Origin of the sequence: Lentimicrobium saccharophilum (assembly GCF_001192835.1) — a bacterium.
In the GTDB taxonomy this organism is placed as follows: Bacteria; Bacteroidota; Bacteroidia; order Bacteroidales; family Lentimicrobiaceae; genus Lentimicrobium; species Lentimicrobium saccharophilum.
The window spans coordinates 817,179-830,577 of the sequence record NZ_DF968183.1 but is presented as its reverse complement, the minus strand read 5'-3'; the positions used below and the strand labels follow the sequence as shown (position 1 = coordinate 830,577).

Annotated in this window: 9 protein-coding genes and 1 riboswitch; of the genes, 3 read left to right on the top strand and 6 right to left on the bottom strand. The window is 49.0% G+C overall.

What is annotated here, in order from left to right:
• Positions 1 to 1,123 precede the first annotated feature (1,123 nt).
• Entirely contained in the window at positions 1,124 to 1,570 is a 447-nt protein-coding gene (gene smpB, locus TBC1_RS15230; protein ID WP_062044765.1) for an SsrA-binding protein SmpB, read from the bottom strand.
• Positions 1,571 to 1,732: 162 nt separating this feature from the next.
• Between smpB and TBC1_RS15225 the strand changes: the two genes are divergently transcribed.
• On the top strand, positions 1,733 to 3,109 hold the full coding sequence (locus TBC1_RS15225; protein WP_062044763.1) for a serine hydrolase domain-containing protein: 1,377 nt from the start codon (positions 1,733 to 1,735) through the stop codon (positions 3,107 to 3,109).
• An 83-nt stretch (positions 3,110 to 3,192) separates the two neighbouring features.
• Here the strand turns inward: TBC1_RS15225 and TBC1_RS15220 are convergent, their stop codons facing one another.
• Positions 3,193 to 5,607: a TonB-dependent receptor gene (locus tag TBC1_RS15220; RefSeq protein WP_062044761.1), complete on the bottom strand. Its 2,415-nt coding sequence runs from the start codon at positions 5,605 to 5,607 to the stop codon at positions 3,193 to 3,195.
• Positions 5,608 to 5,667: 60 nt separating this feature from the next.
• A riboswitch (TPP riboswitch) is annotated at positions 5,668 to 5,764 on the bottom strand.
• A 3,145-nt stretch (positions 5,765 to 8,909) separates the two neighbouring features.
• On the opposite strand from TBC1_RS15220, the gene TBC1_RS15205 reads away from it, so the two are divergent.
• Both TBC1_RS15205 and TBC1_RS17560 read left to right on the top strand, forming a co-directional pair.
• The gene (locus TBC1_RS15205) at positions 8,910 to 9,287 is read left to right on the top strand and encodes a hypothetical protein (protein WP_172668914.1); all 378 of its coding nucleotides are present in this window, start codon (positions 8,910 to 8,912) and stop codon (positions 9,285 to 9,287) included.
• A gap of 31 nt (positions 9,288 to 9,318) precedes the next feature.
• Entirely contained in the window at positions 9,319 to 9,738 is a 420-nt protein-coding gene (locus tag TBC1_RS17560; RefSeq protein WP_082189664.1) for a type II 3-dehydroquinate dehydratase, read from the top strand.
• Here the strand turns inward: TBC1_RS17560 and sugE are convergent.
• The 4 genes from sugE to TBC1_RS15180 form a co-directional block, all read right to left on the bottom strand.
• Positions 9,658 to 10,059 (bottom strand): quaternary ammonium compound efflux SMR transporter SugE, encoded by a 402-nt coding sequence (gene sugE / locus TBC1_RS15195; RefSeq protein ID WP_082189663.1) that lies wholly within the window; start codon positions 10,057 to 10,059, stop codon positions 9,658 to 9,660. The genes TBC1_RS17560 and sugE overlap by 81 nt on opposite strands.
• Positions 10,059 to 11,084, bottom strand: a complete 1,026-nt coding sequence (locus tag TBC1_RS15190) for a glycosyltransferase family 2 protein (protein WP_062044750.1) — start codon at positions 11,082 to 11,084, stop codon at positions 10,059 to 10,061. The genes sugE and TBC1_RS15190 overlap by 1 nt, the downstream gene beginning before the upstream one ends.
• Before the next feature lie 106 nt (positions 11,085 to 11,190).
• Complete coding sequence (locus tag TBC1_RS15185) at positions 11,191 to 12,699, bottom strand: GWxTD domain-containing protein (protein WP_062044749.1); 1,509 nt, start codon at positions 12,697 to 12,699, stop codon at positions 11,191 to 11,193.
• Between the two features lie 226 nt (positions 12,700 to 12,925).
• Complete coding sequence (locus TBC1_RS15180) at positions 12,926 to 13,345, bottom strand: DUF6508 domain-containing protein (RefSeq protein WP_062044747.1); 420 nt, start codon at positions 13,343 to 13,345, stop codon at positions 12,926 to 12,928.
• Positions 13,346 to 13,399: the final 54 nt, after the last annotated feature.

Sequence of the window (13,399 nt, the reverse complement as noted above, 5' to 3'; positions counted from 1 at the left end):
GACGGGGTCAAACATTTTTATCTGAACCAAAAATCAATGACTCCGGAGGAGTCACATGTTTATAGAGAATAATCCGGACATATACGTTCACGACCCCGGAGGGGTCGAATGTTTATTTTCACTGTCCTTCTGTCAGATATGGGGATTTTTTGCCGGAGAAAGATGATACGGATTCCTCCCTCCGGCCGGAATGACGGATGGTTATCCACCCCCGGTCCCGGCCCATCCGCCTGAAAACAATATCAATCCGAACCAGGATTTGCGGGGTCGGAATCTTTGAATAAATTACCGGATACCAATGATAACAGACATACGACCCCTCTGGGGTCGGACATCTTCTTTTCCAAATTTTTCTATACACCTATGACCCCGCCGGGGTCAAATCTTTTTATTTGAACCGAAATTAATGACTCCGGAGGAGTCACATGTTTATAGAGAATAATCCGGACATATACGTTCACGACCCCGCAGGGGTCGAATGTTTATTTTCACTGTCCTTCTTTCAGATATGGGGATTTTTTCCGGAGAAAGATGATACTTATTCCTTCCTCCGGCCGGAATGACTGATGGTTATCCACCCCCGGTCCCGGCCCATCCGCCTGAAAACAATATCAATCTGAACCAGGATTTGCGGGGTCGGAATCTTTGAATAAATTACCGTATACCAATGATAACAGACATACGACCCCTCTGGGGTCGGACATCTTCTTCTCCACATTTTTCTATACACCTATGACCCCGCCGGGGTCAAACATTTTTATCTTAACCAAAAATCAATGACTCCGGAGGAGTCACATGTTTATAGAGAATAATCCGGCCATATACGTTCACGACCCCGGAGGGGTCGAATGTTTATTTTCACTGTCCTTCTGTCAGATATGGGGATTTTTTGCCGGAGAAAGATGATACGGATTCCTCCCTCCGGCCGGAATGACTGATGGTTATCCACCCCTAGTCCCGGCCCATCCGCCTGAAAACAATATCATTCCGAACCATGTTTTCCGGGGTCGGAATCTTTGCATATTATAACGGAAACAAATGAAAAAGCATTTATTGCATGCCGTTCCTTAAGATAAAGCGACCGTGCTTTGAGATGAAAATACCTTAATGACGGATCTGATGCCTATATATCCCTGTGCCGGTCAATTTCGCGCTTTGTGTCTTTTGTTTTCAGGGATTCGCGCTTGTCGTAAAGCTTTTTCCCTTTTGCGATGGCGATATTCAGCTTTGCCAGGCCTTTGTCGTTAATATACAACAGGGTAGGAATTATGGTCAGTCCCTTCTCCCGCGTTTTGGCAATGATTTTCCTTAGTTCACGGCGGTTGAGCAGCAGTTTACGGTCGCGTTTGGGATCGTGATTGGAATAGGTGCCGAACTTGTATTCGCTGATATGCATATTCTTCACGAACAACTCATCTCCCTCAAACGCGCAGTATGCATCCGTGAGGTTGGCCTTGCCTTCGCGTACCGACTTGATTTCAGTACCGGTCAGCACAATACCGGCCGTGAACTCCTCGGTAAGATAGTATTCAAATCCTGCTTTTTTATTTTTGATAGCGATGCCTGCCATAGTCCCTGACTGAGGCTGCAAAGGTAATGATTTTGTACTTTCCGGGCAGGACCTGCTCAGAGATTGACTTCAGGGTATAAAGACTACTTACCTGACTTTTCTTTTTGATGGTTTTTATTTCATTTCATTACCTTTGTTTACATCAGCCAAATAATTACCATTATGAAAAGAAAAATTGGTATTGGAATTCTGATTATTATCATGGCAGGCCTGGCCGGGGGCGCAGTTTATATTAATTCCCTGCTGCCCATCATCACCGGATATGCGGCCAAGAATCTAGCTTCGGCAGTATTTGTTTCAGGCCGGACGCAGGAAGAGGTGGAGGCGCTTGACCTTAATTTTTCGTTTATCAGGTACACAAACAATGAGGTTGATTTTGAAGGACGGCAGGTTACCAGCAGGTTTCTGTGGGGTAAGTCAACTGCCGTTTACAGGGAGGGTTTTGGTTGTACCCTGGTAAGGGGGACAGAACCTGAAGCCCTTTCGGAGATAAAATTTCCCGTTTCAGAAGCGCCGCTGTTTAATCCCGATACTATGCCCTGGCCGTTGGGAAATATGATCCCCGATACCAATACCGGAGCAGATCTCCAAAAATTGCAGGCTGTGAGGGAAAAGCTGATCGAAAAGGATTACTACGGCGGCCATGCCTTTGCATTTTTGGTGATGCATAAAGGAATTCCGGTGATGGAAGGCTACCGGGACGGTATCAATAAAGATACACGAATGCTTTCCTGGTCCATGGCGAAGAGTTTTACCAACGCTTTGACCGGAATTATGGTTAAAGAAGGGCTGCTGGATGTATACAAGCCTGCGGAGGTGCCTGCATGGCAGGCCGACGGCCGGAAGGAGATCACGATCGACGATCTGCTGCGTATGCAGAGCGGCCTTGAGTGGAATGAAGATTACGGAAACCGTTCGGATGTGACGCTGATGCTTCATTGCGAAAGCGATTTCGGTGCCTTTGCCGCCTCCAAACCGCTTGTCCATGCCGTGGGGGAAAAGTGGTGCTATTCCTCAGGTTCTACCAATATCATCACCGGACTGATGCGGAAAACCATGGGAGATGACGAAAGATACTACCGTTATGCCTGGGATAAACTGTTCAGCCGGATCGGGATGCCTGATGCCGTCTTTGAAACGGATGCGGCCGGCAATCAGGTCGGTTCCTCCTATATCTATGCTACTCCCCGCGATTATGCCCGGTTTGCGCTGCTTTACCTTAACGATGGAGTTTTTAACGGCGAACGCATCCTTCCGGAGGGCTGGGTGGATTATTCAGTGAAGCCGGTTCCTGATAGTAAAGGGGCGTATGGCGCTTCATTCTGGCTGAATGAGGACCTTTCTCTGCCATCAGCCCCGGCATCGATGTTTATGTGCCGCGGACACAACGGACAGCGGGTTTTTATACTTCCCGATCAGGACCTGGCGGTGGTTGTGCTGGGCTATTCGCCGAAGAAGACGAATGATATGGATTTTGATTCGCTCCTCCGGGATGTGCTGGAGGCCATCCCCGGCAGCAGGGCAGGGGAGATGCGGTAAAGTAAAGACAACGAATTGTCAAACCTGAGAAAAGTCCGGGCAAAATCCTTTTAACCGGGAAATTGCCCGGATTTCAATTTCCGCTATAATTTAAGCGTCAGTCCGGCCATAAAATTGATGCCGGCCTGGGGGAAAAATCCGTCCAGCACCCCATACGTTCCTTCACTGTAATACCTGTAAATCCAGGCGTTGGTTTCGTATTCGGCATTGAACAGGTTGTTTATGTTCAGGCTGAATTCGATCTGGCGGACAAATGCCGGTTTTACTGTATAGCCCAGCCTCAGGTTGCTGACAAAATAAGGGTCAAGGCTGCGGTCGGGGGATGAGGTATTGTCAATATACTGCCGTGACACGTATTTGCCGTTGATCATCAGGTCGAAATTCTTAATGATCGCCCAGTTTATTGCTGCACCTGCCACCATGTCCGGTGAGAACGCGATGTCGGTGGAGCCTATACTGTTTTCAATCTGAGAACCCCAGTTGTCCCAGTCATCCACGTATTCCGTGAAGTTTTTTATTTTATTGCTGCTTACGGTCAGGTTGGCACTTGCCTGAAGATTTTCAGTCAGCATGTATTGTGAGCTGATTTCAAGCCCGGTGCGGAAAGATAACGGTACATTGGTCATCACCGGGGCGCCCACGTCGTTGATGGCGCCGGTCAGCACCAACTGGTCGCGGTAATGCATGTAGTAGAGGTTAGCCGTGAATTTCAGGTTGTTCTTATGGTAATTATACCCCAGCTCATAGTCAAACAGCGTTTCAGCCACCGGCGCAGGTTTCGACGGATCCGCATCGGTATAGTTGTCGCGGTTGGGTTCGCGGTTGGCGACTGCAAATCCGGCGTAAATGCTGCCGTATTGGTTCAGCGCGTAATGGATGCCTGCTTTGGGGTTGAAAAACAAAAAGTCATGGCTTTGTGTAATATCGCGCTGGTCATCATCGCGTCCGTCAAGGGCATACTGAATGCCCCTGAGCTGGAGATCGCCGTAAAGGCTGAGCCTGCTTCCGGCCTGGTAGATGGACTTTACAAAGAAGTTCAGGTCTTTTTTGTCGCCGGTGCCCTCGTACCAGCGGTGATTATAACCGGCAGTCCCGGCGAATTCGGCCCAGATGATTTCACCGAAGTGCAGCCCTTCGTAACGGTTTCCTGAGCCGCCGGCGGTCAGGCTGAGTTTTTGCTTTTCATAATTGACCGACCATGTAAAACCATAAAAGTCATTGTCGAGGTACTTGCGCCGGATCAGGTCGCTCTGTGTGATCAATAGGGTGTCGTTTCCAGGCACAGGAACGGGGGCGACAAGGTAATCCGTGAGGTCTTCGTCGTCCTTGAACTGCTCATAGTAGCCGAAGCCCCGGGTGTAGTGCAGGGCGATGTTGCCGGTCAGGTTCCCGCCCAGCCGCTGCGAAAGCATAATCTGGTAATGGTCCTGCTGATAATTGTCCGTTTCGTTTTCGTAAAAGTGTTCATTTCCGAGGTAATCCTTATAGTATCCGATGCCATTGTAGGTGCGGTTGGTTTTAAGGATATCGGAGGGGATGCCGTCCCATGCCTGATAGGTAATTTCTTTCCCTGAAAAGACATTGACCTTCAGGATGGTATTGGCGCCGAAATAACCGCCTGAAACGTAAAATGATTTGAGGTCGGAGAATGCCCTGTCGATGTAGCCATCGGAGCTTAACTTTGACAAGCGGGCATCCACTGCCCACTTGCCTTTCATCAGCCCGGTGCCTGCCTGAACGGTATTCCGGAAGGTGTTGAAGGACCCGGCCGCGCTGCTGACTTCGCCATAGGCTTCAGGAGCGGGCGCTTCCGTCAGCAGGTTGATGCTTGCCCCGAAGGCGGCGGCGCCGTTGGTGCTTGTCCCTACACCCCGTTGCACCTGCAGGCTTCCGGTAGAGGAAGCAAAGTCAGGCATATTTACCCAGAATACGCTGTGCGATTCCGCGTCGTTGAGCGGAATGCCGTTCACGGTGATATTGATGCGGTTCATATCGGTTCCCCGGATGCGTATGCCGGTGTACCCGATGCCGGTGCCGGCATCCGAAGTGACCACCGTTGCCGGCATCTGCTCCAGCAGGGAGGGGATGTCGCGCCCCTGGTTGTTTTTTGATATCTCTTTACCCGACAAGTTCTGATAAGTGACCGGGGTTTTGTCTCCGGCCCGGGTGGCGGTGATAATGGTTTCCTGGGTCAGTACCGGGGCCTGTTCAAGGGAAATCAGCATCGATTTACTGGCTTCCAGCTCAAAATAGGCCTCCCAGACCCTGTATCCCAGAAAAGTGACCTTCAGTTTGTAGGAACCGGCTTTCAGGTCGTTGATTTCAAACATGCCTTTTGCATCCGTGGTGGTTTTCACCAGGCGGTTGTTCAGCCTGAGGTGGGCGCCCTGCAGGGGCGAAGCCGTCTGTTCGTCAATCACCCTTCCTTTCAGGGTTAACTGTGCCATGGATAAAAATGGCAGCAATACCAGCAAAGCCGGCAGTAAGCGTAATTTCATTGCGTTGATTCTTTTTAGATTAAACCCTGGAAGGTTGAATTGGGTCTTTAACCCTCCGTAATCAAGTTTTCTCTACTTCCCTTCGCCGGCATTACCCGGAGCAGGTTCTATGAGTATGATCTCAGCCCGTAGTGTTAGGGCACCCCAATTGGAAATCGCTGCAAAGTTACGGTTTATTCTATGGCAAAATCAAGAAATCCGGGGAAAAGAATTCAGGCTGCCCGCCGGATGCGTTGATGGAGTTTGAGATGCGCTTGCGAAAATGGAATGAAGTTTTCCAAAGAATTTCACAGAGGTGCACAGAGAATCACGGAGTTACACAGAGGGAGCTAATCCTTAAATCGCGGGGATTATTCTCTTTCTTTAAGCTATTGCCTCGCCAATTATCATAATGGGAGAAGTTTTAGTATCCCGCTACGCTGTAGCTCACGGATATTTCTGGTATCTCCCTTTCTATAAACATATGACCCCGCTGGGGTCATACGCGTTAATCCCGAACCACAATCAATGACTCCGGAGGAATCCCATGTTTATAGCAAGGAATCTCAACCGGAAATTACGACCCCGGATTACGGGGGAGGAATCTTTGAATAAATTACCGGATACAAATGTCAATAAACATACGACCCCGCTGGGGTCGGTAATCTTCTGCCCCTCGTCTTTCTATACACATATGACCCCGCTGGGGTCAAACACATAAATCTGAACCATAATCATGACTCCGGAGGAGTCACATGTTTATAGCAAGGAATCACAACCGGAAATTACGACCCCGGATTACGGGGGAGGAATCTTTGAATAAATTACCGGATACAAATGTCAATAAACATACGACCCCTCTGGGGTCGCTGATATTATTGCATTTCGTGTTTCTATAAACATACGACCCCGCTGGGGTCGGTAATCTTCTGCCCCTCGTCTTTCTATACACATATGACCCCGCTGGGGTCAAACACATAAATCTGAACCATAATCATGACTCCGGAGGAGTCACATGTTTATAGAAAATAATCCGCTATAAAAGTTCACGACCCCGGAGGGGTCGCATGTCTTTCTACCTCAGCCTCAACTCATCCACCCGGAGACGATGTCATTCCGGCCCCGGATTTCAGGGGAGGAATCTTTGGATATTTTCTCTGATACAAATTTCAATAAACGTACGACCCCGCTGGGGTCGCACAAATTATTTGGATTCCTTTTCTATAGACATATGACCCCGCTGGGGTCAAACACAGTAATCCGAACCAGGATCAAAGACTCCGGGGGAGGAATCTTTGGAAATTTTACTGGATAAAATGTCAATAAACATACGACCCCGCTGGGGTCGCACAAATTATTTGGATTCCTTTTCTATAGACATATGACCCCTCTGGGGTCAAACATTTTTATCTGAACCAAAAATCAATGACTCCGGAGGAGTCACATGTTTATAGAGAATAATCCGGACATATACGTTCACGACCCCGGAGGGGTCGAATGTATTTTTCCTGTGCCTTTCTGCCTGGCTGAGCGTTTGCCTGTCGGGAAAGATGAAACAGATTCCTCCCTCCGGCCGGAATGACTGATGGTCAACCGCCCGCTGTCTCAGCCCTTCCACCCGGAAACGATGTCATTCTGACCCCGTTTATCCGGGGGAGGAATCTTTAAATATTTTACCGGATACCAATGTCAATAAACATACGACCCCGCCGGGGTCGCACAAATTCCTTGATCTCTTTTTCTATAGACATATGACCCCGCTGGGGTCAAACGCACTATTCCCGAACCACAATCAATGACTCGGAGGAATCCCATGTTTATAGCAAGGAATCACAACCGGAAATTCCGACCCCGGATTACGGTGGAGGAATCTTTAAATAAATTACCGGATACAAATGTCAATAAACATACGACCCCTCTGGGGTCGCTGATATTATTGCATTTCGTGTTTCTATAAACATACGACCCCGCTGGGGTCAAACACATAAATCTGAACCATAATCATGACTCCGGAGGAGTCACAGGTTTATAGCAAGGAATCACAACCGGAAATTACGACCCCGGATTACGGGGGAGGAATCTTTGAATAAATTACCGGATACAAATGTCAATAAACATACGACCCCTCTGGGGTCGCTGATATTATTGCATTTCGTGTTTCTATAAACATACGACCCCGCTGGGGTCGGTAATCTTCTGCCCCTCGTCTTTCTATACACATATGACCCCGCTGGGGTCAAACACATAAATCTGAACCATAATCATGACTCCGGAGGAGTCACATGTTTATAGAAAATAATCCGCTATAAAAGTTCACGACCCCGGAGGGGTCGAATGTCTTTTTCCTGTGCCTTTCTGCCTGGTTGAACGTTTGTTTGTCCGGAAAGTTGATACAGATTCCTCCCTATGCCCCGGCCCATCCACCCGGAAACGATGTCATTCCGACCCCGGACTTCCGGGGGAGGAATCTTTAAATATTTTACCGGATACCAATGTCCGTAAACATACGACCCCGCTGGGGTCAAATGCACTAATCGCGAACCACAATCAATGACTCCGGAGGAGTCACATGTTTATAGAAAAGAATCGGGACATAAAAGTTCACGACCCCGGAGGGGTCGAATGTCTTTTAGCCTCTGTCCTTGTGCCAAATAAAGGGTATATTTGACGGGAATAGATAATAAAGATTCCTCCCTCCGGTCGGAATGACTAATGGTCAGCAAGAAATAGCGGAGGCAGGATGGCGGCTTTGCCGCTATCCTGCCTCCGCTTCAACTCATCCACCCAAAAGCGATGTCATTCCGACCCCGGTTATCCCGGGGAGGAATCTTTGAATAAATATCCGGATACCAATGATAATAAACATACGACCCCGCTGGGGTCATATGCATTAATCCCGAACCACAATCAATGACTCCGGAGGAGTCACAGGTTTATGGCAAGGAATCACAACCGGAAATTACGACCCCGTATTCCGGGGGAGGAATCTTTTAATATTTTTTCGGATACCAATGTCAATAAACATACGACCCCGCCGGGGTCGCACAAATTCCTTGATCTCTTTTTCTATAGACATATGACCCCGCTGGGGTCAAACGCACTATTCCCGAACCACAATCAATGACTCGGAGGAGTCACATGTTTATAGCATGGAATCACATCTGGAAATTCCAACCTCGTTTATCCGGGGAAGGAATCGTTGAATAAATCACCGGATAAACACAAACTACGCAGGTTTTACAAATGGATTCCATCTCCCGCGGCTCAGGTTGGTAATTTTCATGCTGCTAATTGTTAATTTTGCATACGGTAATGCCATCGGAATGAAAATGACCTTCAGAATATTGTTTTTGCTGTTTACGTTGCTTTTTGCGGGATGCGACAAGGAAAAATTCCCGGATGAGTTCAACCTGCAGGGCCCGTGGATTGAAAAGAATGATGCCGCGTTCAGGGTGGAGATTGAATTCCGGAGCAGCAACCGGGCCTTTCTGAAAAGAGCCCCGGAAACCGGAACCGATACCCTTTTGTATCGCCTGGACAAGGCCGATGAACTATTGCTTTTTCAACCTGAGGAATTTCCCGATGGCGCCAGAACCACCCATAAAATGACGTACAACCGTAAAGAGGAGGAACTGACCATCAGCGGACTTTTGCCTTCCGTTGGCGGAACCCCATCCAGTACAGTATTTATCAGAAAGTAAATCAACCTGATTCTTAAGCCGGCACATCCTTATGAAAATCTGCATCATCAACGGGCCAAACCTTAACCTGACCGGAATACGGGAGCCGGGGTTCTATGGCGATAAAAGTTTTGAAACCTTTATCCCTGAACTCCGGGCGGAATTTCCCGGTACCGAGATTGAATATTTCCAGAGCAATGTGGAGGGGGAGATCATCAACAAGCTGCAGGAGGCGGGTTTCGGCGCGGATGGCATTATCCTGAACGCCGGCGGGTATACCCATACTTCCGTGGCGATCGGGGATGCCGTGAAGGCCGTTCATGCGCCGGTGGTTGAGGTGCACATGAGCAATGTGTTTGCAAGGGAAGAGTTCAGGCAGCGCTCTTATATTTCAGCGGGCGCCGCCGGGGTGATCGCTGGTTTCGGTCTTGCTTCCTATCGGTTGGCCCTGCTCAGTCTTCTCGGACGCTGAAGCTTTTCCGGCGGTTGCCCTCAGGCCGATAATCCCGCCCAGGATCATCATCACAAATAATATTTTCAGCAATTCCCTGGATTCTCCCATGGCGAGGATGCCGTAGATCACCGCGCCCAATGCCCCGATGCCGGTCCATACGGCGTAAGCGGTGCCCAGCGGCAAGGTTTTAAGCGAAAGCGCCAGCAGGTAAAGGCTGATGGCCATGGCCACCACCGTGATCACCGAGGGCCACAGTCGGCTAAATCCTTCTGAATACTTCAGCGAAACGGCCCATACGGTTTCGAAAATTCCGGCTATGATCAGGATAATCCAGGCCATCAGCGGGAAAATTTGTGTTGCGGAAGGGCCGAAAATTTCTTCTTTCTCTTGATAAAGTGGTCAACCACAATATTTCCCCGGTAAATGCAGGAAACCTCTTCGTGCGAGATGCTGCGCCGTTTCTTCCGGTGCACCGGAAACCTGCGGTAGAAGCTCATATGCGCCCGCACCACTGCCCAGAAATCGGCAAAACCGCCGTCGATCAGAAACTTGAATGCAGCGATGCCGTCGAGCAGCAGCCTGAGGATAAATACGGGTACCAGCCGGTGACCGGGCAGGTTCTTGTACAACATCGAAATGTTGTTCCGCATGTTCAGGTATGTCTTGAAAGAGGACTGCTTGGGGAGCGTTCCGCCGCCGACGTGGAAGACCCGGGATTCCGGACAAACCATAATTTTATAGCCGGAATGTTTGGCCCGCCAGCAGAAGTCAATTTCCTCCATGTGGGCGAAGAAATCGGCGTCAAATCCGCCTAGCTGCCTGAACACTTCTGCCCTGACAAACATACAGGCGCCGGTGGCCCAGAAAACTTCCACAGCGTTATTGTACTGGCCCAGGTCTTCTTCGAGGTGCTGAAAAAGGCGTCCGCGGCAGAAAGGATAGCCGTAGGCATCTATAAAGCCGCCGGCGGCCCCGGCATATTCAAACTTTTCCGGTTGGTGGTATGACCGGATAATTGGCTGACAGGCGGCGACCTCCGGATTATTCTCAAGCAATGAAATTACCGGAGGTATCCAGTTCTCCGTGACTTCAATGTCGGAGTTCAGTAAAACAAAATAATCGGCGTCAACCTTCGCAAGCGCGTCGTTGTAACCTTTGGCGAATCCGCCGTTTTCAGGGTTTTCAATAATGTCTACTTCCGGGAAACGCGCTTTCAGGAAGTCAACCGATCCGTCGGAGGAGGCATTGTCGGCCACAATCACCCGGGCATCCTGCCTGCTGTATTGTAACACTGCCGGAAGAAATTTCTCCAGGAAACTTTTCCCATTCCAGTTAAGTATAACAACGGCAGTTTTCTTGTCCAAAGTGCTGAGCGCTGATCGGTATGACTTGTCTATGCAAACATACGGTTAATTGATGATTGTAGCAACGGGAAATTCAATTGTCAAAAAATCAGATAAACGCTGAAGTTTACCAGCCCTGTTCATAGATTCTGGCCGATCTGCTCTTATCCCGCCGCAGGTCATCCGCGTCCCTGTCCTGGATTTCGAGGGAACGGGTCAGCATCCGCTGCCAGTTATAATTCTGGATTTCACCCCTGACGTCGGAATGCACGAGCTGGTAATCGGTGACGCGGAGGCTTGAATTGATAAACACAAACCGCTTGTTGCGCTCACGGTTGTTGTTGATGGAATAATAATGCCAGATCTGGTAAGGAATGGTCCCCGTGGAATTTATATCGTTGTTGGTGTAACGGTATCCGCTGGTTTCGAAAGGAACATCCGTAATGGTGTTTGGCGGCCCGTATTGCAGATAGACCCTGCCCATATCCGTTTCATAGCCTTTTCTTACCTGGGTGGAATAGGTGTTGTTGACCTTTATCACCTCCTGATTGTAAGCGATCCATGCCTTTTCCGGCTCGAACTCGTCACGTACCTGCCAGAACCTGAAGAAGAACTGCTGTAAAGTCGTCAACGAAGCCGCGTCTACCTGCGAATTGATAAAAATCCTTTCCATTTCCGTGGCAATGGGGGAGAGGGTCCGGATAAATTCACGCAAAGTGTCCAGGCTGTTGATTCTTTGTGTAAAGGTGTTGTTCAGGTCGATGCCTTCGAAGTTCAGCGCGCTTGCGCTGACCGAGGGGTTAAAGCGCTGGAAGAAGGCGGCATTTTCCGCGATCACTTCATTGTTTTTATTGCGGATGGCAACCACGAGGTTGTAATTCCCCGAAGGAAGGCCGGAAATGTCGAATTCGCTCAGCAGCACAATGACCGGTTTGGATTCTTCGCGCCTGATTCTGACAAACTCATTCATCATGCGGTTATTCTCAAATGATTCAATAAAGGCCGAAACCAGGTATTTCTCGCCGCTTCCTTCCTGATGGGCGGGGTTGTAGATTTCGCTGTAAAAAGTCAGTTTGTTCCGGTCGGAGGGGTAGAAGTTATCCACGTAAGGAACAAAATCATAGCCGCTTTTGCTCAGCAGGTTGGCTTCGGTAGTTTTGGTGAACGAATTGATCAGCTGTATCCCCGAGATCGAAACCTTATCGGCAGGGAAGTCTATCAGCACAGGGTAGGTGATCACAATGGGCTTAACCGCAATATTAAGGTCTGCAATGGAAAGATCCAGCTCATAGCTGCCGTTGGCAAGCATAAAGCGCTGCTGATCGATGAAATTCAGCGCGATGGCCGTGGTGTCGTCCAGTTCGGGACTCATCAGTTCATATTTCCGGTAATCCACAATAACGGAATCCCGGCGGATAATCATCGTAACCTGCACATTGCCCTGGTATTTGCCGGAAGCATTCTGTTTATATACAATGGTGTTGCCGATGATCTCAAGGTAGGTCTCGAGGTAAGGCGATTCGCCCGGTATATTGAAGGTGGAATGGGAAAGGTAGGCCCCCAGGCTGCGCGGTGCCGAAGCAGCAACGGTTCCGGCAGTGATGAGCAGTAACGAAAGTGCCAGTATCTTTTTCATCGGTCAGGTCTTTTGCCGGTTTCTATCTTTTTCAGAAGGATAATAACCGTTGATTTGTTCTACAAAAGTAACTAAAAACACGGAAACATGCAACGACGGTCTGCCCCTGAAGGCTGACGCATAAGGGGTACGGGGGTTATTTGCCGGAGGATGGGCAATTTGCGGCCACTAAGGCACAAAAGCACAGAAAAGCACGGAATATTTTATTCAAGGAATTAACTGAAGGTTAGCCGGACTCCTTATGATTGACAATGGATTCCGCCGCTTTTAAAATACTCAAGATGGTGCCGTCCGAAAACTTACTGACCAGGTACCCTTCGCAGTATTTATCGTTTCTTACAATGGCAATAATAAATTTATTCAGCGTTTCCAGGTCATAATGGCTGAAATTGTCCCCGAACCTGTTTTGCAGGGCCGATTTCCCGAAATCCCAGCTCATCCAGTCGAAGTCGTACATCAGTCCGCTTTCATATACCCGGTGCAAAAATTCACCGGCAATTTCCGAATTACTTATTCCGCTGCAGACAGATAGATTCTCTGCAAGCTGAACCGGCTCAGGATATGCGCCGAACTGCCGGGTGCGTTCAATGGCCGGGATCAGTTCGATTAAGGGGCGCCAGTGGTTTGGGTTGGGGGAGGGGGGCATGGTGGTTGGTTGTTTGAAATAAAATGGGGCGTTTACTCTTGATAGCTTGCAAAT

Bases quoted from the DNA above. Each gene is read 5' to 3' on its own strand.
- smpB (WP_062044765.1), bottom strand. From the start codon at position 1,570: ATGGCAGGCATCGCTATCAAAAATAAAAAAGCAGGATTTGAATACTAT.
- TBC1_RS15225 (WP_062044763.1), top strand. From the start codon at position 1,733: ATGAAAAGAAAAATTGGTATTGGAATTCTGATTATTATCATGGCAGGC.
- TBC1_RS15220 (WP_062044761.1), bottom strand. From the start codon at position 5,607: ATGAAATTACGCTTACTGCCGGCTTTGCTGGTATTGCTGCCATTTTTA.
- TBC1_RS15205 (WP_172668914.1), top strand. From the start codon at position 8,910: ATGAAAATGACCTTCAGAATATTGTTTTTGCTGTTTACGTTGCTTTTT.
- TBC1_RS17560 (WP_082189664.1), top strand. From the start codon at position 9,319: ATGAAAATCTGCATCATCAACGGGCCAAACCTTAACCTGACCGGAATA.
- sugE (WP_082189663.1), bottom strand. From the start codon at position 10,059: ATGGCCTGGATTATCCTGATCATAGCCGGAATTTTCGAAACCGTATGG.
- TBC1_RS15185 (WP_062044749.1), bottom strand. From the start codon at position 12,699: ATGAAAAAGATACTGGCACTTTCGTTACTGCTCATCACTGCCGGAACC.
- TBC1_RS15180 (WP_062044747.1), bottom strand. From the start codon at position 13,345: ATGCCCCCCTCCCCCAACCCAAACCACTGGCGCCCCTTAATCGAACTG.